The organism is Paraburkholderia bryophila, assembly GCF_003269035.1.
GTDB lineage: Bacteria > Pseudomonadota > Gammaproteobacteria > Burkholderiales > Burkholderiaceae > Paraburkholderia > Paraburkholderia bryophila.
This window is the reverse complement of record NZ_QLTK01000001.1, coordinates 574,978-596,037: the sequence shown is the minus strand read 5'-3', so window position 1 is coordinate 596,037 and position 21,060 is coordinate 574,978. Positions and strand designations below refer to the sequence as shown.

Here is a 21,060-nt window from a genome sequence, read left to right as displayed (position 1 = left end):
TCGATCATTCTATCTATCAGGCGCGCGCCGTTGCCGCCGTTGCATACCCTTCGTCCATCTCCGCCGCTTCACGCTCGCCGCGCAGCACCGCATGCGCTTCCGCACGCGTCGCCACGCACGGTCCCGAGCCCAGCAGCGGCTTACGCGCCGTTTCACGCAGTGCGAGTACCGAGACGATACCGATCAGCGAGGCGCCCATCAGGTAGTACGCGGGCATCATCAGATTGCCGGTACTGTTGACCAGCCACGCGGTCACGAGCGGCGTCGTGCCACCGAACAGCGACACCGAGATATTGAAGCCGATCGCCAGCGCGCCATAACGGATTTTGGTCGGAAACAGCGCCGGCAGCGCCGACGGCATCACGCCGGTAAAGCACGACAGCAGCACGCCCAGAATCATCAGCCCGCCGAACACCGGCAGCACTGTGCCCATGCGGATCAGCAGCAGTGCGGGGATCGACAGCGCGAACAGACCCACGCAACCGAACAGCATGACCGGCTTGCGGCCGATCGCATCCGACAGGCGACCGGCGGCGAGTGTCATCGGCATCATCAGCACCATCACGAGCAGCACGAGGAACAGGCCGTGCGTTTCGTCGAAGTGCAGCGTGGCCGACAGATAGCTCGGCAGATACGACAGCGCCATGTAATCGGTGACGTTGAAAATCAGCACGAGGCCGACGCACAGCAGTAGCGGCTTCCACTGTTGCGCGAGCAACTGGCCGAACGACTGCTTCGGCAGCGCCTTGTCTTCCGCTTCGCGTTGCTCGGCCTGCTTTTTGAACGCGGGCGTCTCTTCGAGCTTCATCCGGATATACAGACCCACCAGACCCAGCGGACCCGCGATCAGGAACGGCACACGCCAGCCCCACGAGAGCAGCGCGTCGTGCGAGAGCGTCGCGGTCAGCACGGCGACCGTGCCCGCGCCGAGCACGTAACCGATCAGCGTGCCGAACTCGAGGAAGCTGCCCATGAAGCCGCGGCGCTTATCCGTCGAGAATTCGGCGATGAAGGTGGCCGCGCCGCCGTATTCGCCGCCGGTCGAGAAGCCTTGCACCAGACGCGCGACCAGCAGGAGCACCGGCGCGAAAATGCCGATGGACCCGTAGCTCGGAATCAGGCCGATCGCGAAAGTGCCGACCGCCATCATGATCATGGTCATGGCCAGCACGCGTTGCCGGCCGATCCGGTCGCCCAGCGGCCCGAACACCATCCCGCCGATGGGCCGCACGAGGAACGCCGCGGCGAACGTGCCGAACGTGGCGATCAACTGCGCAGCCGGACTCGCCGACGGAAAGAACACCTTACCTAGCGTGACGGCGATGTAACTGTACACGCCGAAATCGAACCATTCCATTGCGTTGCCGAGCGCCATGGCGCCGACGGCCCGCTTGAGGAGAGATTTGTCGACGACGGTGATGTCGTCCAGAGAAAGGCGTTGTTCTTGTTTGTGGTGTCGCCAGAAGCCGTTGCTGGAAGCGGTCAAGGTAAAAACTCCAATGACTGCGACGAAACTCATGATGCGCATGAACGTTCCGCCACGGGTGCTGGGGAAGTGCCGTTTCGCGAGCCAAAGCGAAGGCCGCGCCCGTCGCCGGAACCGGCGAAGGAGCGAAATGGGCGCTAAAACGACAACGCCCGTGCCTCGCGAGACATCTCGCGAAAAAACACTCGTCTAGATTGTGCTTGCTGTTGCACCTGCGTGGCCGTGGAAGGGGGGCAGGTGCACGAGGACGATGGGGTGGCTGGAAGCTGGCCCACGCGCCGCTGGAAGGCTTGAAACGAAAAAGGCCGGTGTGAATTCACCGCTCACTGAGTGACATGAGGCGGGGAAGCGACCGACGAGCCTTCTTGTATAAAAACTGTTCGATTCAGGTCTGCGTACAGGCGAAAAACGCACGCAAGACTATATTGAAAAGAACGCGAATGAAGGTGAAATGCTGTTGGAACGATGCACATGTTAGCACGATGACAGAGGATCGTGCAAACCCAAGGCTCCGCGCGAGCCTTGGCGGATCGGTTCAATCCCTTGCCGGGCGGGGGATTGAGCGAATTGAAACGGTATGTAAAGGAGGCTTAAAAGTGGCCCAGAAATGGACCGTCTGGAGAATTCCGGGCGAAAAAAATCCGCGCACGCGGCGCGGATTTTTGCGGGCTTATTGGGGGCTTATTGCGGGCTTACTCGGCCGTTGGCGGCACATACCCTTGCGCGGTATCCGCGCCTTCGCCGAAGAAGAACTTTTCGGTCTGCTTCATCAGATATTGGCGCGCGCGCGGGTCCGCCATGTTCAGACGGTTTTCGTTGATCAGCATGGTTTGCTGCTTCAACCACGCCTGCCAGGCTTCCTTCGAAATGCTTTCGTAGATCCGCTTGCCGAGTTCGCCGGGCAGCGGCGGGAAATCGAGGCCTTCGGCTTCCTTGCCGAGCTTCGCGCATTGAACCATACGAGTCATGCTGTGCTTCTCCTTGAATCCTGTTATCGATGTGGGGACGGGCAGTCGCTCGATCGCGGCGCTGCTCAGAGCTGTTTCATCAGCACGAGCGATTTGCGCTGCCAGTTATAGAGCCGGCGACGATCTTCAGGCAGGTCGTCGACCGTTGCCTTGACGAAGCCGCGCTTGAGGAACCAGTGTTCGGTGCGCGTGGTGAGCACGAAAATACGTGTGAGGCCGCGCGCCCGTGCGCGTTGCTCGATACGCTTCAACAGCCGTTCGCCGTCGCCGGTGCCTTGCGCTTCGGGGGCGACCGTCAGGCAGGCCATTTCGCCGATGCGCTCCTGCGTGTATGGATACAGTGCCGCGCAGCCGAACAGCACGCCATCGTGCTCGATGACCGAGAAATGGTCGATGTCGCGTTCGATCTGATGGCGGCCGCGCCGCACCAGCGTGCCGTCCGATTCGAGCGGATCGATCAGCGCGAGAATACCGCCGACGTCGTCCGGGGTGGCTTCACGCAGGCTTTCGAGGTTCTCATACGAGATCATCGTGCCGACGCCGTCGTGCAGGAACAGTTCGAGCAGCAGGCTGCCGTCGAGCGCGTAGGGGATGATGTGCGCCCGCGCCACGCCGCCGCGGCAGGCGCGAATGGAGTGTTTCAGGTAGAAGCCCGCGTCGCCGGTGACTTCGCCGCTTTCGTGCAGCTTGTAGGCGTCGTCGAGCGACAGTTCGCGCAGCAGTTCGGGGCCTTCTTCGCCGTCTTCCATCAGGCCCGGCGTTTCGGTCAGGAACACGATCTTGTCGGCGCGCAGCGCGATGGCCGCCGCCGAGGCCACGTCTTCCATGGATAGATTGAACGCTTCGCCGGTGGGCGAGAAGCCGAGCGGCGACAACAGCACCAGCTTGCGGCTCGCGAGCGAATGGCGGATCGAGTCCGCGTCGATCTTGCGCACCACGCCGGTGTGGGCGAAGTCGACGCCATCCAGAATGCCGACCGGGCGCGCCGTCACGAAGTTGCCCGACACCACGCTGATGTGTGCGTGCGCCATGGGCGTGTTCGGCAAGCCCTGGCTGATCGCCGCCTCGATATCCAGACGCACTTCGCCGGCCGCTTCTTTGGCGGACTCGAGTGCGCGGGCGTCGGTAATGCGCATGCCGTGCGAAAACTCGGACTCCACGCCGTGCAGACTCATCTGCTCTTCGACCTGCGGTCGCGAGCCATGCACCAGAACGATCTGGATGCCCATGGCCTGCAACAGCGCGATATCGGACACGAGCGCATTCAGGAGCCCCTGATGCACCACCTCGCCGCCGAAACCGACGACGAAGGTCTTGTTACGGAAGGCGTGGATGTAAGGGGCGACTGAGCGCATCCAGTCGACGAATTGCGCATGCTGGGCGAGGTTTTCCGTTGTTCCGGCGGGGGCCGGAACGCTCGCGGGCGCGGGGACGAGGTCGGTTTGGGAATTCATGCCGGGGATTATAATGCGCCCCCATGTCGAATGTACCCAAAAGTCCCGCTGCGGCGAACGAGAATCCGGCGCCGGCCGGCGATCAGTTGAACACCGGCGACGCCGGACGCGGTCCTGCGCAGGACGCCAACCGAAACACGCCACAAAAGGCGCGCGAAACGCGTCGTCCGGAACCGGGCGCGCAGACGCACGCGCAGAAAAAAAATCCGCCGCGTGTTCCCCGCGCGCCGCGCGTCGTCGAACCGAATCCGATTCCGCCGATCACCTTCCCCGAAGCGCTGCCGGTCTCCGGCCGCCGCGACGAGATCGCCAAAGCGATCGCGGAAAACCAGGTCGTGATCGTTTGCGGTGAAACCGGCTCCGGTAAAACCACCCAGTTGCCGAAAATCTGCCTCGCGCTGGGGCGCGGCCTCGGCGCGGGCGGCGCCGGTCTGATCGGCCATACGCAGCCGCGCCGGATCGCTGCGTCCGCCACCGGCCGCCGGATCGCCGAGGAACTCGGCACGCCGTTCGGCGAAGTGGTCGGCTACAAGGTGCGTTTCACCGACAATCTGTCGCCGGGCGCGTCGGTCAAACTGATGACCGACGGCATTCTGCTTGCCGAAACGCAGACCGATCCGCTGCTCAAAGCCTACGACACCCTGATCATCGACGAAGCGCACGAGCGCAGCCTGAACATCGATTTTCTGCTCGGCTATCTGAAGGAAATTCTCGTCAAGCGTCCCGATCTGAAGCTGATCGTGACCTCGGCGACCATCGACGCCGATCGCTTCGCGCGCCATTTCGGCAGCGACGAAAAACCCGCGCCAGTGATCGAAGTGAGCGGCCGTCTGTATCCGGTCGAAGTGCGTTACCGGCCGGTCGTCGAAGACAGTCCGGCGGTGAAGGCCGCGGAGGGCACGAAGAGCGCGGCGGGTTCGCCGGCCGGCGGGCGCGGGCGTTCTGAGCGTCCTGAGCGCCCTAAAACCCAGCGCGAAAGCGACCGCGACCTGATGGACGCGATTGTCGACGCCGTCGACGAACTGTGCCGCGAAGGCCCCGGCGACGTGTTGGTGTTCCTGCCCGGCGAGCGCGAGATTCGCGACGCCGCCGAGGCGCTGCGCAAACATCACCCGCCGCACACGGAAATTCTGCCGCTGTTCGCGCGGCTCTCCGCCGCCGAACAGGAACGCGTGTTTCGTATTTCGAACACGCGGCGTATCGTGCTGGCAACCAACGTTGCCGAGACCTCGCTGACGGTGCCGGGCATTCGCTACGTGGTCGACACCGGCCTCGCGCGCGTGAAACGCTATTCGTACCGCAACAAGGTCGAGCAGTTGCAGGTGGAATCGATCTCGCAAGCCGCCGCGAATCAGCGGGCCGGGCGCTGCGGCCGGGTTGCCGACGGCATCTGCGTTCGTCTCTACGAGGAAAGCGATTTTCAGGGGCGCGTGCGTTTCACCGATCCGGAGATTCTGCGGTCGTCGCTGGCGTCGGTGATTCTGCGAATGAAATCGCTGCACCTGACCGCGATCGAAACGTTTCCGTTCATCGAACCGCCGCCGGGCCGCGCGGTCGCCGACGGTTATCAGCTGCTCAATGAACTCGGCGCCGTCGACGACGACAACCAGCTCACGCCGCTCGGCCGCGAGCTCGCACGCCTGCCGCTCGATCCGCGCGTGGGCCGGATGATTCTGGCCGCGCGCGATCAGCAGGCGCTGAAGGAGGTGTTGATCATCGCCAGCGCGTTGTCCGTGCAGGATCCGCGCGACCGGCCAATCGAAGCGCAGGAGCAGGCCGACCAGGCGCATCGCCGGTTCGCCGACGACCACTCCGAATTCCTTCAGTGGCTCAAAATCTGGAACTGGTTCGAAGAAGCCATCACGCACAAGAAGTCGAACAAGCAGTTGCACGAGGAATGCCGCAAGAACTTCCTGTCGCAAATGCGTCTGCGCGAATGGCGCGACGTGCACTCGCAATTGCTCACCGTGGTGCGTGAACACGGCTGGCGTCTGAACGAAGCGGAAGCCACCTTCGAGCAGATCCATCTCGCGTTGTTGACCGGCCTGCTCGGCAACATCGGCCTGAAAGCCGACGACGAACCGTATTACCTCGGCGCGCGCGGCATCAAGTTTTATTTGTGGCCGGGCTCGGCGCTCGTGAAGAAAGCCGGCAAGTGGGCGATGGCCGCCGAACTGGTCGAGACGAGCCGGCTGTACGCGCGCTGTATCGCGAAGATCGAGCCGGAGTGGATCGAGCGGATCGGCGCGCATCTGTTGAAGAAATCGCTGTCCGAGCCGCATTGGGAAAAGCGCGCGGCGCAGGTGTCGGCGTTCGAGCGGGCCATGCTGTACGGCCTGCCGATCTATCACCGCCGCCGGGTGAGTTTCGGCAAACAGGACCCGGCGCGCGCGCGTGAGCTGTTCATTCGCGGCGCGCTGGTGGAAGGCGAGTTCGATACGAAGCTCGGGTTCTTCGCGCACAACCGCAAACTGCTCGCCGATATCGAGCAACTCGAACACAAGTCGCGGCGGCAGGACGTACTGGTCGACGACGAGCTGATCTTCGGCTTCTACGATCAGGCGGTGCCGCAGGGCATTCACACCGGCGCGGCGTTCGAGCGCTGGTATCGCGACGAGCTGAAAGCGGCCGGCCAGACCGAAGACAAACTGCGCCTGCTGTATCTGTCGCGCGACGATCTGATGCGTCACGAGGCAGCCGGCGTCACCACCGATCTGTTCCCGAAGCGGATGACGATGTCGGGCGTCGAGATGGCGTTGACGTATCACTTCGAGCCGGGTTCGCCGCGCGACGGCGTGACGCTCGCCGTGCCGCTGTATGCGCTGAATCAGGTCGACGCGCGACGCTGCGAGTGGCTCGTGCCGGGCATGCTGAAAGAGAAGGCGCAGCTGTTGCTGAAGTCCCTGCCGCAGAAATTGCGACGTCACTGCGTGCCATTGCCCGAGTACGCGGCGGGTTTCGTCGAGCGGCATGGTGGGCCGCGTTACGGCGCGGGCGGCTTGCTCGAGTCGCTGATCGCCGATGTTCGCGAGCAGAAGCAGATCGCGATGAAGCAGGCCGACTTCAAGCTCGAGACCTTGCCGGCGCATCTGTTCATGAACTTCAAGGTCGTCGACGAACACGGCCGTCAGCTCGCGATGGGCCGCAACATGGCGCAATTGCGTTCGGAGTTGGGCAGCCAGGCGCAGCAGCATTTTCAGAAGATCGCGTCGAGCGCGGCGGGTGCGGCGCTGGCGGACGCCGGCGGCGGCAGTGTCGCGGCGGCTGTGCAGTCGGGTGGACGAGGTGGGCAAGGTGGGCAATCCGTTGCGGCAGCTAGCGCAGGTGCGGTGGCGCAACGCGGCGGCAAGGCTGGGCCGGGTGCGAGTGCTGGCGCGCCGCAAAGCGCCACGGCTGGCACCGCGCTGTACGAAAAGCTGACCACGTGGAATTTCGGCAAGCTTCCCGAGTTGCTCGAAATTCGTCGCGGCGGGCAGACCTTGTTCGGCTATCCGGCGCTGGTGGATCGCGGCACGCATTGCGACGTCGAAGTGTTCGATTCGCCGGAAGAAGCCGCGCGGATTCATCGGGCGGGTTTGCGGCGGCTGTTCGGCCTGCAGTTGAAGGAGCCGATCAAATACCTCGAAAAGAACCTGCCGGGCTTGCGCGAAATGGCGATGCAGTTCATGCCGCGCGGCACGCAGGAAGAGTTGCGCGATCAATTGATCGATACCGCGCTGGATCGCGCGTGTTTGCAAGATCCGCTGCCCACCGACGATCTTTCGTTCCACGCGCGCCGCGACGAAGGCCGTAGCCGGCTGACCTTGCTGGCGCAGGAGATCGCGCGTCTGGTGGGGCTGATTCTCACCGAATACGCGACGGTGACGAAGAAGCTGGTGCAGGCCCGCACGTTCACCGCCGCCCACGCGGATCTGCAGAATCAGCTCGATGCGCTGATCGGCAAGCGCTTCGTGGTCGACACGCCGTACTCGCAACTGGCGCATTTTCCGCGCTATCTGAAGGGCATGGTGTTGCGTATCGACAAGCTGCGAGCGGACCCCACACGCGACGCACGCCAGTTCGCCGAGTTTCAGCCGCTCTGGCAGAACTACCAGCGCGCGGTCGCGCAACGCGGTGGAGTCTTGGACACGCGTTTGTCGGAGTTTCGCTGGTTGCTGGAGGAACTGCGGATTTCGCTGTTCGCCCAGGAGTTGCGTACGCCGATGCCGGTCTCGGTGAAGCGGCTTCACAAGGTGTGGGAGTCGATGCAGCGGTGAGTGGCGTTCACCAATGCAGGCCGGCGCCTAACGATGCGCCGAACTGGCCACGCGAGTCGGTCGTGCCCTGGACCTTGTAGACCCACGTGCCGGTGGCCGAGAGTTGCGACACGCCGATCGCCAGCGCCGATTGTCCGCCGTAGGTGCCGCCGGCCAGCGCCATCATGCCGCGCCCCGGCAGCACCGCTTGCGGCAAGCCCGCTACGGCGAGCGCGGCCGCCGTACCGCCATAAGCGTCGCGGCGGGCCGAGCGGATCTGGTTATCGGTGTAGTCGTTCGCCTGAGCGAGCGCGCCGCTCGTGACCCGTTGCAACTGATTGACGTTGACCGCGTCCGTGCCTTGCACGCCGGCGGCGACATTGGCAATCTGCCGTTCCTGGCCCGCCGCGCCAACCGACACGGTGTTGGCTCGATCCGCGACCGAACCCTGGCCCAATGCCACGGCATTGTCGGCGCCGGCACTCGACGACATGCCGAGCGCGGTTGCGTTATTGCCACTCGCGCTTGAGTTCACCCCGATCGCAATGGCGTTCGCGCCGCTCGCGGTGGAACCGGAACCGAGTGTGGCGGCGTTGTTGCCGCTGGCGCTCGAACCGGAACCGAACGACGCGGCGTTGCTGCCGGTCGCGCTCGCGCCCGAGCCGATTGCGACGGCGCCGTTGCCGCCTGCGCTCGCGCTTGCGCCGATGGCCACCGCGCTCACGCCGAAAGCCTGGGCGTTCGCGCCGGCCGCGACCGAGTGCGTTGCCGACGCCGCCGCGCCTTCGGTGTCGGGGTCGCCGTTGGCGCTGAAGAGTGGGTTCGCGATGGCATCGCCCGCCAGTACATTGCTGACGACGCTGTTGATCGCCGAATTCAACTGGCCGAGGTTGATCGCGTCACCCACCTCTACGCCATTCGCGACGTTATGGATCAGCGTACCGCCGGCGGCGGTGTCGCCACCCATCGTGACGGCGTTGCGGTTGAGGGTGCCGTCCGCGTTCCGGTCGTAATTCACCGCGCCGTTGAGTGTTGCCGAACTACCGTCGACCCTGGCCTCCAGCGCTCTCAACTGACTGACGTTGACCGCGTCGGTGTCGTTCGCGCCGGCGGCGACATGGGTGAGGCGGCGCTCGTTGCCGGTGGAGCCGATCGAGACCTGGCCGATCGGATGGATGCCCTGGATCAGCGAGGCGTCCGAGCCGGCCGGCAGGTAGACCGTTCCGGTCAGCGGAGCCGCGACGGAGCCGGCGCCGAGCGCCACACTGTTGACCTCCGAGACGAATGCCCCGGCGCCGAGCGCCACGCTGTTCACCTCCGAGACGAACGCTCCGGCGCCGAACGCCGACGACTGGTCGGCCGTGGCGCCCGCGCCCGCGCCGATCGCGGTCGCGTTCGTTGCCGTCGACGTGGCGACGCTGCCGACTGCGATCGCGCCCGGACTGTCCGCAAGCGCACGGCTGCCCACCGCCATGGCGGAGTCGCCGTCGGCGACCGCGCTGCCGCCCAAGGCGAGACTTTGCGAGCCGTAAGCCCGGGCCCACGGGCCCATCGCGACGCTGTAGCCGGCGCTCGCGCTTGCGCCGTAACCCAACGCGACGTCACCGGTTGCGGCGGCGAGTGCATAAGCGCCGAAGGCCGCACTGCCGTAGCCGTTGGCCTCGGTGTTGCCGCCGACGGCCGTTGCCGCCTGCCCGGTGGCGCGTGCGGCGTAGCCGGTGGCCGTGGCCTCCTCCGCACTGGCGACCCAATAAGCGCCTAGCGACAGCGTCAGGTCGCGGGTGGCATTCGCGTTACTGCCGAACGCCACGCTGAACAGACCCGACGCGCTGGCCTCGTAGCCTATGGCGACGGCGCGCCGGCCTTTCGACGTGGCGCGCTCGCCGAGCGCGAGCGCTGCCTCCGCGCTTGCCATCGCGCCCGGGCCGACGGCCAAGGCGTTCTGGCCGGTCGCCGAGGCGTCGTCGGTGCCGGTGGGCAGCGTGCCGACGTCGAAGTAATGTTCCGCGAGGGTGGGGGGCGGGGTGGCGTGAACGGTTGTCATGCCGCCGAGCAGCGCGGCGGCGCAAAGCGTCAACCGGGCTGGGGCGAGTTTGCGCTGATTAACGAAGCCGGTTTTAACGCGTGTGCTGTGCTTCGGACCGTCTGCTTTGCCGATCGCGTCACTCCGCACTGATTCAATCATTCTTCTCATATTTTATGGCTCTCCGAAAATGGGTTTGTAAATTAAATCGACGCTTCGGCTGTACTCGCTCCGTTTATAGGATTTGATGGGTGGTAAGAGTTCATACGGGAAAAAATCACGCAGCGGCTCAGATTATGTTGAGCGAGCACGTGCCGAGCATGCTGCCGGCGAAGGCGTGCAATGCGTGGCTAGCGCTATTTTGGCCAAGGTTCGAGCGGCGCGGTGATGGGATAAATCCGAAAATTAAAATCGGTTCGAAATATCGTAGTTTTAGAACTTCTTATTTTCGAGGTGCGAGCTAAATTGTGGATTAAATAAAGCGAGTGCGGGGTAATAAGTCGCGAAATCGTACAGATAAAATTAGAGTAATTTTGATTTTCGATGTGAGAATTAAGAATTGAACGGGAGGGCTCCGTACTACGTTTAAAATTTACGACGCGCAGCAGTTTTTATTTTTGTTGCCGCTCGCTGCGAAAACACCACACCGTACCGCCAACCCATCCAACGCCCGACCCATCTCAACCTTGCAGCACAGTAAACGTTCTACAATGACGAACGTTCTCCCGAAGTGAGTTTTCATGCGCAATTTTTCCTTCTCCGGCTTGACCGGCACGGTCCTGGCGTGCGCGGCAGTGGTCGCGGCAACCGGTTTTTTCTCTCCCGCGGCGCGCGCGAACAACGTGATCGTGCTCAACTCCGGCGAGGCTACGCTCAGCCTGATCGACGAAGCCACGCACCAGGTCGTCGGCACGGTGCCGACCGGCAAGGAACCGCACCATCTGATGTCCACGCCGGACAATTCGTCGTTGATCGTCGCGAATTCGGTGTCCAACAATCTGATGTTCGTCGACCCGAAAACGGGCCAGGTGCAGCGCTGGGTGGAGAACATCGAAGATCCTTACCAGATCGGCTTTTCGCCTGACCGCAAGTGGCTGGTCACCACCGGCCTGCGTCTGGACCGGCTCGACATCTATCACTACGACGGCCAGAAGAACCAGATGACGCTGGCCTCGCGCCTGCCGCTCGCGGTCATGCCGAGCCACATGGCGTTCACGAACGACAGCAAGACGGTGTTCGTCACGCTGCAGGTGTCGGGTGAGCTGGCCGCGATCGATCTGGCCACCCAAACCGTCAAATGGAAAATGAAAGTCGGCAAGGTGCCGGCCGGCCTGTGGATGACGCCGGGCGAGAAGTATCTGCTGATCGGCATGACCGGTTCGGATTACGTCGCGGTGGTCGACTGGCGCAACCAGAAGATCGTCAAGACCATCCAGACTGGCAAGGGCGCGCACAACTTCCGCTCGCTCGCCGACGGCAAACACGTCGCGGTGTCGAACCGGGTGGCGAGCACGATCAGCATCATCGACGAAGACACGCTCACCAACGTCGGCGACATCACCGGCCTGATGCCGGGACCGGACGACATGGAACTATCCGCCGACAAACGCTATCTGTGGGTGACGTTCCGCTTCGCGAAGCACGTCGGTATCATCGACCTGACAACCCGCAAGCTGATCCAGACGATCGCCGTGGGCCGTTCGCCGCACGGTATCTATTTCTACAATCGCGCACCGGTCACGGCACCGAACGGCGCTTGACGCGTTTTTCGTACCCGGCGCTCCCCGGCGAGGCGCGCAACGACGCAGGAAGTAACAGGCCAGCACCATGTTCCATCTGATTTTCGCCTCCCTCGACAGCTTCGTCTCCGCCGTGCAGACGTTGCTGTACGTCGACGTGGTGCAGCCTCTGCTGTTCCGCTTCGACCTGATGGATTACGACGAAGACACCTACGACAGCCTCTACTGGGTGATCGTCGGCGTGCTGGAAGTGTTGGCCATGTACGCGGTGCTGCGCCCGCTGGAGGCGCTGCGTCCGGTCGAGCGGTGGACCGACCGCCGTGCGGTGCGCGTCGACGTGATCTACACGTGGATCGCCAAGCTCGGCATTCTCAATCTGTTTTTCTTCTTCGCGCTGCAGCCTTTGTTCGACAACGTACAGGCGTGGCTGCGCCTGCACGACATCGCGAATCTCGAGTTCGACAATCTGTGGCCCGGCGTCACCACGCAACCGCTCGTCACGTTCGTGATGTATCTGCTGGTGCTCGATTTCGCCGGTTACTGGTACCACCGCTGGCAGCATCGCATCGGCGTGTGGTGGGAATTGCACGCCGTGCATCACAGCCAGCAGCAGATGTCGCTCTGGTCCGACGACCGCAATCATCTGCTCGACGATCTGCTGCAGGCCTCGTTCTTCGCGGTGATCGCACTGGTGATCGGCGTGCCGCCGTCGCAATTCGTCGTGCTGGTGGCGATCACCAATCTCGCGCAGAGCGTGCAGCACGCGAACATCCGCCTGTACTTCGGCTGGCTCGGCGAGCGCTTGCTGGTCAGCCCGACTTTTCATCGCCGCCATCATGCAATCGGATACGGCCACGAAGGGCTGAAGTACGGTTGCAACTTCGGCGTGCTGTTTCCGTGGTGGGACATGCTGTTTCGCAGCGTCTCCTGGAGCCGCGTGATGGAGCCGACGGGCATCAGCGATCAACTGCAGGGCCGCCGCTACGGCGACGGTTTCTGGGCGCAGCACGGCCTCGCGTTCGCGCGGATTGCCCGGCGCCTCGCGTCGAAACGCGGCGGCGAACGCGGCGCGGACAGCGACGCCACGCCCGTTTGAGCCTCTCCTTCATTGCGCCGACGGTTCCCCGTCGGCGTGTCACGTGGTTTATCCTGTTCAGGTTTTCGCGCGTCCCGAAGGCAAAAGCTTTGGGCGCGGCGCGCGGCTTTCCTCATTCCATCGTTATGTTCACCGGCACTGGCTCGCATGAATGATCTATTGCGCTCGTTCGGGCGCGCGCTGGCAAGCGCGCTCCACCCGCGCATGCTCTGGCTGACCTTCATGCCATTTTTCGCGGCGACGGTCGGCTGGGGCGTGATTCTGTGGTTCTCGTGGCAGACGCTGATCGGCGCCACGCGTGGCTGGCTCGACAGCTGGTCGTTCACGCTAACGCTGTACCGGCTGTTCGACTGGCTCGGCTTTTCGGCGCTGCATACGGCGGTCGCGCCGTTTCTGGTGATCGCGATGGCGATTCCGCTGATCGTCGTCACCGTGCTGTTGCTGATCGCCACGCTATCGATGCCGTCAGTCATCCGCTTCCTGGCGGCGCGCCAGTTTGCAAGCCTCGAAATGCGTCGCGGCGGAACGTGGTACGGTAGCCTCGGCCAGGCGTTGTGGACCACGCTGGTGTGTCTGGTGCTGCTGATCGTCACGCTGCCGCTGTGGCTGGTGCCGCCGTTCTTCGCGCTGATTCCGCCGCTGCTGTGGGGCTGGCTGACCTATCGTGTGATGAGTTACGACGCGCTCGCGCTGCATGCCACCCGCGAGGAGCGGCGCGCGCTGGTGCGGCGCTTCCGCTTGCCGCTGCTGCTGATCGGCATTGCCAGCGGTCTGCTCGGTTCGTTGCCCACGCTGTTGTGGGCGTCGTCGGTGTGGCTGATCGTGCTGTTTCCGGTGGTCACCGCGCTGACGATCTGGATTTACGCGTTCATCCTCGTATTTTCGGCGCTATGGTTCGGCTACTACTGTTTGCGCGCGTTGCAGCGTATGCGCGCGGAAGAGCACGGCGGCGTGCGGCACGCGGCGCCGGTTCCTTATTGATGAATTACTGACCAGGCAAAAGAGGCGGCAATGGCATTTGGCGTCATCATCATCGGCGATGAAATCCTGTCGGGCAGACGGGTCGACAAGCATCTGCCGAAAGTCATCGAATTGCTGGGCGCGCGCGGATTGTCGCTCGGCTGGGCGGAGTACATCGGCGACGATCCCGAGCGCATTACCGCGACGCTGCGACGAACCTTCGCGTCGGGCGATATCGTGTTCTCGACGGGCGGCATCGGCGCCACGCCGGACGATCACACGCGGCAGTGCGCAGCTGCCGCGCTCGGTGTGCCGCTCGCGTTGCATCCGGAAGCCGCCACGCTGATTCAGGAGCGCATTCGCGACATGTATCCGGCGAACGCGGCGACGCCGCTCGATCTGGATTCGCCTGAGAACCGGCATCGGTTGAATATGGGCACGTATCCGCAGGGCGCGTCGATCATTCCGAACGGCTACAACAAGATTCCCGGTTTTTCGATCAACCAGCACTACTTCGTGCCGGGCTTTCCGGTGATGGCCTGGCCGATGATCGAGTGGGTGCTCGACACGCAATACGCGGATCTGCATCACGCCATGCCGCATGCGGAGAAATCGTTACTGGTGTTCGAGTTGCCGGAGTCGCGTCTGACGCCGTTGATGGAACAGATCGAACACGATTTTCCGGGCGTGCGGGTGTTCAGTCTGCCGAGTGTCGGCGACGCCGAGCGCGGCGGAGTGTACGCGCGGCATCATATCGATCTCGGCGTGAAGGGCGAGCCGGAAGCGGTGGCGGCGGCGTTCGTCAAACTACGCGAAGGGGTGCATCTGCTGGGCGGCGACATCGTCGAGCCCGAGGTGGCGGCGGCCGCCAAAGCGCGCGAGTGATAAGGGCGGGTTTGAAGTTTTAAGTTTGAAGTTTGACCTGATTCGGGCGCTAAGGCGCCCGTTTTCAATGGCGCTCGCAAAGGGCTCTGCGACCGTGGCACCGGCAGATCATTCGCCTGTCACATTCGACGCCGACGATAACCTCCGTTCTCTTCGCCACGGCGCGCGGCACACTCGGACTCAGACCGCGCTGCGCACCGCCGTCACGCGCCGAGCCACGGCAAGCCCCGAAAGCACCAGCCCGACACCGTCTTCCGATGCCCCTGGCCGTCCTTGTCGCCTTCGAAGCCTTCCAGCAGGTCATACGCCTTCGTGTAGCCGGCCTGGGTGGCGGCGATCGCGGCCAGCTTCGAGCGCGCGGCGCTGCGGCACAGAAACAGCACCGGCGTATCGGACGTCGCCAGCTGGCTCAACTGCTGAAGGAATTCCTGATTCGGTACCGCGCCCGGATAGCGGGTCCATTCCACGTGCGCGTATTGCCCGTCGCCGATCACCGGCCGGCCGACCCAGTCGAGTTCGGCGCGGGTGCGTACGTCGACGAGACGCGTGCGCGGATCGAGCTGCAACAGTTCGAACGCCTCGGCGGGCAACACCGCGCCGGCGTAGGGCAACTGGTTGTCGGTACGGCGCTTGTCCGCCAAAGCGTAGAGCTGTTCGAGCGTGGCCATGAGCGTAAGTCTCCTTCGGACCAAATGCCCATTCTAGCGCGAGGCGGAAGGCGCGAAGGGCGCGCGAATGCAGCGAGGCCGGCGGCGTGGGTGCTGGCGCACAAGCTTCGGCCGCGCTCATTCATGGTGCAAAATGACATGCATGCACCAAAATAAATAATGTCGGCAGGTGTCGTTCGCTGAATGCACGTATTTGGTGCGTGATTTGGCCTGAAGATTTCATCGTGGTTCATCGCGCGGTGCGGCAGTTCCCCGCAAACGCGCGTGCAGTGTGGTTTTGCGCCGGCTTGGCGCATGGGTGGCACAGAAGCTGCTTTATTGGTGCCGATCGATTTGTTCCAGCCGTTCTTTATGGTCCTCCTCACCGCTGAAGGGGTGGACGTGCCGGGGCGGGTCAGCTAGATTGGGCGGCGGCTGAATCCGCCGAATTCGTTAATCAGGAGATAGGTTATGAGTAAATCCGTGGCCGACGTCGTTCAACTCGTCAAAGACGAAGACGTCAAGTTTGTCGACTTCCGTTTCACCGACACGCGCGGCAAAGAGCAACACGTTTCGGTGCCGGTGTCGGCATTCGATGAAGACAAGTTCGAAAGCGGCCATGCGTTTGACGGTTCGTCGATTGCCGGCTGGAAGGGCATCGAAGCATCGGACATGTTGCTGATCCCGGACGCGAACACGGCCTTCATCGACCCGTTCTACGAAGAATCGACTCTCGTGCTGACCTGCGACGTGGTCGAACCGGCTGACGGCAAGGGCTACGAGCGCGACCCGCGTTCGCTTGCCAAGCGCGCCGAAGCGTACCTGAAGAGCACGGGCCTGGGCGACACGGCCTTCTTCGGTCCGGAACCCGAATTCTTCATTTTCGACTCGGTCAAGTGGGGCACGGACCAGTCGGGCACGTTCGTCAAGATCGGTTCGGAAGAAGCACCGTGGTCGTCGTCGATGGACTTCGAAGGCGGCAACACCGGCCACCGTCCGGGCACCAAGGGCGGCTATTTCCCGGTCGCGCCGGTCGACACGTTCCAGGACATCCGTTCGGAAATGTGTCTGCTGCTCGAACAGATCGGCATTCCGGTCGAAGTGCATCACCACGAAGTCGCGGGCCAGGGCCAGAACGAAATCGGCACGAAGTTCTCGACGCTGGTGCAACGCGCCGACTGGCTGCAGCAAATGAAGTACATCATCCACAACGTCGCGCACACGTACGGCAAGACGGCGACGTTCATGCCGAAGCCGGTGGTCGGCGATAACGGTTCGGGCATGCACGTTCACCAGTCGATCTGGAAAGACGGCACGAACCTGTTCGCGGGCAACGGTTACGCAGGTCTGTCGGAATTCGCGCTGTTCTACATCGGCGGCATCATCAAGCATGCTCGCGCGCTGAACGCGATCACGAACCCGTCGACGAACTCGTACAAGCGCCTCGTACCGCACTTCGAAGCACCGGTCAAGCTGGCTTACTCGGCACGCAACCGTTCGGCATCGATCCGCATTCCGCACGTGTCGAACCCGAAGGGCCGCCGCATCGAAACGCGTTTCCCGGATCCGATGGCGAATCCGTACCTGTGCTTCTCCGCGCTGATGATGGCGGGTCTGGACGGCGTGCAGAACAAGATTCACCCGGGCGAAGCCGCCGACAAGAACCTGTACGACCTGCCGCCGGAAGAGGATGCAAAGATCCCGACCGTGTGTGCCGGCCTCGATCAGGCTCTCGACGCGCTGGACGCGGACCGCGAATTCCTGACGCGCGGTGGCGTGTTCACGGACTCGATGCTCGACGCGTACATCGAACTGAAGACGGGCGAGCTGCAACGCTATCGTCAGTCGGTGCACCCGATCGAATTCGAAATGTACTACTCGCTGTAAGCGGTCATGGCGCTTCGCCCGTCACCCGGCGAAGCGCTTGACCCGACGCTCGCGATCGGTCACGAAGGGACGGCGGCGCCGTCCCTTTTTTGTTAGAGCGCGCACAACGTTTGCGGCTTCGTCGCAATGGGCGGCTCCGGCACGTAGCGTCATGGTTAGAGCAGCAACAGGTAGCAGAAGCAACAACGCGTAGCAGAAGCAAAACAAGCAACAGATTGAACTGACACCCCGTTTTATCACCATCTCCTATCGGCAAGACTGCAAGATGGTTCTCAAGAATCTGATCAAGGCAAGGAAAGGGCACGAGCAGTCGCTGTCGGACGACGTCCAACTCGTCGGCTCCGGTTTGTTGCCGGGCTTCGAGGCGTTGCCCACGGTCGTGCTGGTGCTCGAAAAGCGCACGCTGCGCGTGGCGTTTGCGAATCCGTCCGCGGAGTCGATGCTCGAACTCTCGCGCAAGCAACTGACGCAGATGGCGTGGGGGGAGATTTTCTCCAACGGGGACGAGCTGGTCGCGACCATTTCCGCGATCGCCGCCAACCGTTTTCACGCGACCCATCTGGACGCCGTGCTCGAACGCCCGGGCCACGAGTCGCTGCATGTGCACGCGATCGTCGGCTTTCTGGAGAGCGCGCAAGACTATGTGCTGCTCGAACTGTTCGAGAACGAGCGGCATCTGCGTACCGATCGTGAAGAGCGCATCAACGATCTCACGGCGGTCAACAAGCAACTGATCCGCAATCTCGCGCACGAAATCAAGAACCCGCTCGGCGGCATTCGCGGCGCGGCGCAACTGCTCGAGTTCGAACTCGGCGAGCGTCAGCGCGACGAGTTGCGCGAGTACACGCAGGTCATCATCAAGGAGTCGGACCGGCTGCAGACGCTGGTCGACCGATTGCTGGAGCCGCACCGTCACCCGCATATCGTCGGCGACGTGAATATTCACGAAGTCTGCGAGCGCGTGCGCCAGGTGATTCTCGCGGAGTTTCCGCGCGGCCTGACGATCGAACGCGATTACGACGTGAGCGTGCCCGACTTGCGCGGCGACAAGGAACAACTGATCCAGGCGCTGCTGAACATCGTGCGCAATGCGGCCGAAGCGCTGCGCGAACGGATTTCGCAAGGCGATGCGCGGATCGAATTGCGCACCCGCATTGCCCGCAAGATCACCGTGTCGAAACGCTTATGTAAGCTGGCACTGGACTTGCATATCACTGACAACGGCCCAGGCATTCCCGAGGACATCCGCGACCGTATTTTTTATCCGCTCGTGTCGGGGCGCGAGGACGGTAGCGGTCTCGGTTTGACGCTCGCGCAGACCTTCGTGCAACAGCACGACGGTTTGATCGAGGTGGATAGCCGGCCGGGCCACACCGAGTTTCAGATTTTGCTGCCGCTCGACTGCTAAAACTAACGCCTAGTGAGAAAACGCCGGGCCGCCCCAAGTTTTCTCACACCCTCTCGGGGGGCCTGGCGCGAAGCGACAGGTTTGGGGGCGCTCTTAAGACTTCTGACCGACCTATATGAAGCCGATCTGGATAGTAGACGACGATCAATCGATTCGCTGGGTGCTCGAAAAAGCGCTCGCCCGCGAAAACTTCGCGACCCGCAGCTTCGCGAACGTGCGCGAGGCCTCCGCGGCGCTCGATCACGACAGTCCGCAGGTGCTGGTGTCCGACATCAGGATGCCGGGCGGTTCCGGTCTCGAATTGCTGCAGACCGTACGCGACAAGGTGCCGGGTTTGCCCGTCATCATCATGACCGCGTTCTCGGATCTGGACAGCGCGGTTGCCGCGTTTCAGGGCGGGGCGTTCGAATATCTCGCCAAGCCGTTCGACGTCGACAAGGCGGTCGAACTGATCCGCCGCGCGGTCGACGAAAGTATGCGCGGCGAGCAGACGTGGGACGATCGTCCCGCCGAGGCGCCGGAAATGCTCGGTCAGGCGCCGGCCATGCAGGACATGTTTCGCGCCATCGGCCGCTTGTCCCATTCGGCGGCCACCGTGCTCATTACCGGCGAATCAGGCACCGGGAAGGAACTGGTCGCGCGTGCGTTGCACCGGCATAGCCCACGCGCGAATGGCCCCTTCATCGCGCTGAACACCGCGGCGATTCCGAAGGATCTGTTGGAATCCGAACTGTTCGGCCACGAGCGCGGCGCGTTCACCGGCGCGCAGGCGATGCGCCAGGGGCGTTTCGAGCAGGCCGAAAACGGCACGCTGTTTCTCGATGAAATCGGCGACATGCCGTTCGATCTGCAAACGCGTTTGTTGCGCGTGCTGTCGGATGGTCAGTTCTATCGGGTCGGCGGGCACAATCCGTTGCGCGCGAATGTGCGGGTGATCGCGGCGACGCACCAGAATCTCGAATCGCGCGTGCGTCAGGGCCTGTTTCGCGAGGACTTGTATCACCGGCTCAATGTGATCCGTTTGCGCTTGCCGGCGTTGCGCGAGCGCAGCGAGGACATTCCGCTGCTCACGCGCCACTTCCTGCAGAAGAGCGCGCGCGATCTCGGCGTCGAGCCGAAGCGCGTGTCCGAAGAGGCGCTGGCTTATCTGGCGTCGTTGCCGTTTCCGGGCAATGTGCGGCAGTTGGAGAATCTCGCCAACTGGCTGACGGTGATGGCGCCCGCGCAGACCATCGAGATCAAGGATTTGCCGCCCGATCTCGGTCCGGCGCAGGCGGGAGTCTCCGATCTGAGCGCCGGCGGCCTGATCGGCGCGGGTGAAGCGGGGCTGGCGGGCACGGCGCCGATCAACGGTGTCGGCGCGGCAGCGCATCCGGTGGCGGGTGGCGGCGTGCCGGTGGTGGCGTCGACGGTGAGCGCCTGGGAAGGCGGCTTGCGTACCGAAGTGGCGCGCATGCTGCGTGAAAACGCCGCCGACGTAATGGACGAACTCGCGCGGCGCTTTGAAGCGGCGGTGATTCGCGAGGCGCTGGATTTCACGCGGGGCCGTAAGGTGGAAGCGGCGGAGCGGTTGGGGATCGGGCGCAATACGATTACGCGGAAGATTCAGGAGTTGAATCTCGAGCCGTGACGCGTGAATGGTTTGATCGGCCAAGGCGGGATGTTCACCGCCTTGGCTTTTGAAGTCTTGCTGCTGCCGCTACGACGCGGTCTTCTCGACGGCTTTCACCAGAACGTATTCCGAACCTTCCAGCCGGTAATAGTAGGTGCCGCCGCCGGTCTCGTTCCGACTACCGTGCACGACGATCAGGCTGCTGTCGTGTCTGAACTCGATCGGCTCGTTGACGTCGGCATCCCAGCAACAGACCGTGAACGGTAGCCAGATAACACCGCCGGTTTTCGCGTCAATCGCGACAGTCATGATGCAGGATGCACCACATCCCCAACTCGCCAGCGTGTAGTGCCCGGCGTAGTTTGGTTTCTGGCCGCTTAACTGACGCAGGCGAGTGGCGAATCTGCGATCCCGCGCCGAAATAATCTTCACCTTTGCGGGTTGGCCGTTGAATACGCTGTCGACGGGGAACGCGTTGAAGCGGGGCAGAGCTTCGTCCGCGAAGGTTCGGCCGATGCCGCACATTGCCACTATAAATAAAGCGAGGAATAGCTTTTTCATCGTTGAGAGCTGTGCTGTTGTTCCGGGAGGATTTCACTGGGTCCAAGCGGTCCTGTGAGCGGATGTCATGTTGACATAGCGAGGCATCGACCGCGCAAT

14 protein-coding genes are annotated in these 21,060 nt (G+C 63.2%); 8 read left to right on the top strand and 6 right to left on the bottom strand.

All coding sequences use genetic code 11. The annotated features are described in order from the left end of the window. Positions 1-16 precede the first annotated feature (16 nt). From proP to argA, 3 genes are all read right to left on the bottom strand, one after another. Positions 17-1,519, bottom strand: a complete 1,503-nt coding sequence (proP, locus tag BX591_RS02585) for a glycine betaine/L-proline transporter ProP (RefSeq protein ID WP_244146900.1) — start codon at positions 1,517-1,519, stop codon at positions 17-19. A 659-nt stretch (positions 1,520-2,178) separates the two neighbouring features. Beyond that, positions 2,179-2,454 (bottom strand): oxidative damage protection protein, encoded by a 276-nt coding sequence (locus tag BX591_RS02580; RefSeq protein ID WP_035546551.1) that lies wholly within the window; start codon positions 2,452-2,454, stop codon positions 2,179-2,181. 65 nt (positions 2,455-2,519) lie between these two features. Continuing rightward, a complete protein-coding gene (argA, locus tag BX591_RS02575; RefSeq protein ID WP_111929145.1) occupies positions 2,520-3,908 on the bottom strand; it encodes an amino-acid N-acetyltransferase in 1,389 nt (462 codons plus the stop codon). Between the two features lie 23 nt (positions 3,909-3,931). Here argA and hrpA point away from each other — a divergent pair, with 23 nt between their 5' ends. Then, a complete protein-coding gene (hrpA, locus tag BX591_RS02570) occupies positions 3,932-8,164 on the top strand; it encodes an ATP-dependent RNA helicase HrpA (protein ID WP_111929144.1) in 4,233 nt (1,410 codons plus the stop codon). A gap of 7 nt (positions 8,165-8,171) precedes the next feature. Here hrpA and BX591_RS02565 read toward each other — a convergent pair whose 3' ends face one another. Beyond that, positions 8,172-10,328, bottom strand: a complete 2,157-nt coding sequence (locus BX591_RS02565) for a YadA family autotransporter adhesin (protein WP_244146895.1) — start codon at positions 10,326-10,328, stop codon at positions 8,172-8,174. Between the two features lie 578 nt (positions 10,329-10,906). Here BX591_RS02565 and BX591_RS02560 point away from each other — a divergent pair. The 4 genes from BX591_RS02560 (at position 10,907) to BX591_RS02545 (ending at position 14,846) form a co-directional block, all read left to right on the top strand. Continuing rightward, positions 10,907-11,926 carry a YVTN family beta-propeller repeat protein gene (locus BX591_RS02560; RefSeq protein ID WP_111929142.1) on the top strand — a complete coding sequence of 340 codons (1,020 nt, stop codon included), beginning with the start codon at positions 10,907-10,909 and terminating at the stop codon, positions 11,924-11,926. Between the two features lie 67 nt (positions 11,927-11,993). Continuing rightward, a complete protein-coding gene (locus tag BX591_RS02555; RefSeq protein ID WP_111929141.1) occupies positions 11,994-13,001 on the top strand; it encodes a sterol desaturase family protein in 1,008 nt (335 codons plus the stop codon). Between the two features lie 147 nt (positions 13,002-13,148). Beyond that, positions 13,149-13,982, top strand: a complete 834-nt coding sequence (locus tag BX591_RS02550; RefSeq protein WP_111929140.1) for an EI24 domain-containing protein — start codon at positions 13,149-13,151, stop codon at positions 13,980-13,982. 30 nt (positions 13,983-14,012) lie between these two features. Continuing rightward, on the top strand, positions 14,013-14,846 hold the full coding sequence (locus BX591_RS02545) for a competence/damage-inducible protein A (protein ID WP_111929139.1): 834 nt from the start codon (positions 14,013-14,015) through the stop codon (positions 14,844-14,846). Between the two features lie 203 nt (positions 14,847-15,049). Here BX591_RS02545 and BX591_RS02540 read toward each other — a convergent pair whose 3' ends face one another. Next, positions 15,050-15,514 carry a rhodanese-like domain-containing protein gene (locus BX591_RS02540; RefSeq protein WP_111929138.1) on the bottom strand — a complete coding sequence of 155 codons (465 nt, stop codon included), beginning with the start codon at positions 15,512-15,514 and terminating at the stop codon, positions 15,050-15,052. A 450-nt stretch (positions 15,515-15,964) separates the two neighbouring features. Here BX591_RS02540 and glnA point away from each other — a divergent pair, with 450 nt between their 5' ends. The 3 genes from glnA to ntrC all read left to right on the top strand — a co-directional run bounded on the left by glnA (position 15,965) and on the right by ntrC (position 20,418). Continuing rightward, complete coding sequence (gene glnA / locus BX591_RS02535; protein ID WP_111929137.1) at positions 15,965-17,380, top strand: type I glutamate--ammonia ligase; 1,416 nt, start codon at positions 15,965-15,967, stop codon at positions 17,378-17,380. 265 nt (positions 17,381-17,645) lie between these two features. Further along, entirely contained in the window at positions 17,646-18,788 is a 1,143-nt protein-coding gene (glnL, locus tag BX591_RS02530) for a nitrogen regulation protein NR(II) (RefSeq protein WP_111929136.1), read from the top strand. A 115-nt stretch (positions 18,789-18,903) separates the two neighbouring features. Further along, complete coding sequence (gene ntrC, locus BX591_RS02525) at positions 18,904-20,418, top strand: nitrogen regulation protein NR(I) (RefSeq protein WP_111929135.1); 1,515 nt, start codon at positions 18,904-18,906, stop codon at positions 20,416-20,418. Between the two features lie 69 nt (positions 20,419-20,487). Here the strand turns inward: ntrC and BX591_RS02520 are convergent, their stop codons facing one another. Beyond that, on the bottom strand, positions 20,488-20,961 hold the full coding sequence (locus tag BX591_RS02520) for a hypothetical protein (protein WP_146749715.1): 474 nt from the start codon (positions 20,959-20,961) through the stop codon (positions 20,488-20,490). Positions 20,962-21,060 lie beyond the last annotated feature (99 nt).

Coding starts and splice junctions, on each gene's coding strand:
- proP (WP_244146900.1), bottom strand. CDS start 1,519: ATGAGTTTCGTCGCAGTCATTGGAGTTTTTACCTTGACCGCTTCCAGC.
- BX591_RS02580 (WP_035546551.1), bottom strand. CDS start 2,454: ATGACTCGTATGGTTCAATGCGCGAAGCTCGGCAAGGAAGCCGAAGGC.
- argA (WP_111929145.1), bottom strand. CDS start 3,908: ATGAATTCCCAAACCGACCTCGTCCCCGCGCCCGCGAGCGTTCCGGCC.
- hrpA (WP_111929144.1), top strand. CDS start 3,932: ATGTCGAATGTACCCAAAAGTCCCGCTGCGGCGAACGAGAATCCGGCG.
- BX591_RS02565 (WP_244146895.1), bottom strand. CDS start 10,328: ATGATTGAATCAGTGCGGAGTGACGCGATCGGCAAAGCAGACGGTCCG.
- BX591_RS02560 (WP_111929142.1), top strand. CDS start 10,907: ATGCGCAATTTTTCCTTCTCCGGCTTGACCGGCACGGTCCTGGCGTGC.
- BX591_RS02555 (WP_111929141.1), top strand. CDS start 11,994: ATGTTCCATCTGATTTTCGCCTCCCTCGACAGCTTCGTCTCCGCCGTG.
- BX591_RS02550 (WP_111929140.1), top strand. CDS start 13,149: ATGAATGATCTATTGCGCTCGTTCGGGCGCGCGCTGGCAAGCGCGCTC.
- BX591_RS02545 (WP_111929139.1), top strand. CDS start 14,013: ATGGCATTTGGCGTCATCATCATCGGCGATGAAATCCTGTCGGGCAGA.
- BX591_RS02540 (WP_111929138.1), bottom strand. CDS start 15,514: ATGGCCACGCTCGAACAGCTCTACGCTTTGGCGGACAAGCGCCGTACC.
- glnA (WP_111929137.1), top strand. CDS start 15,965: ATGAGTAAATCCGTGGCCGACGTCGTTCAACTCGTCAAAGACGAAGAC.
- glnL (WP_111929136.1), top strand. CDS start 17,646: ATGGTTCTCAAGAATCTGATCAAGGCAAGGAAAGGGCACGAGCAGTCG.
- ntrC (WP_111929135.1), top strand. CDS start 18,904: ATGAAGCCGATCTGGATAGTAGACGACGATCAATCGATTCGCTGGGTG.
- BX591_RS02520 (WP_146749715.1), bottom strand. CDS start 20,961: ATGAAAAAGCTATTCCTCGCTTTATTTATAGTGGCAATGTGCGGCATC.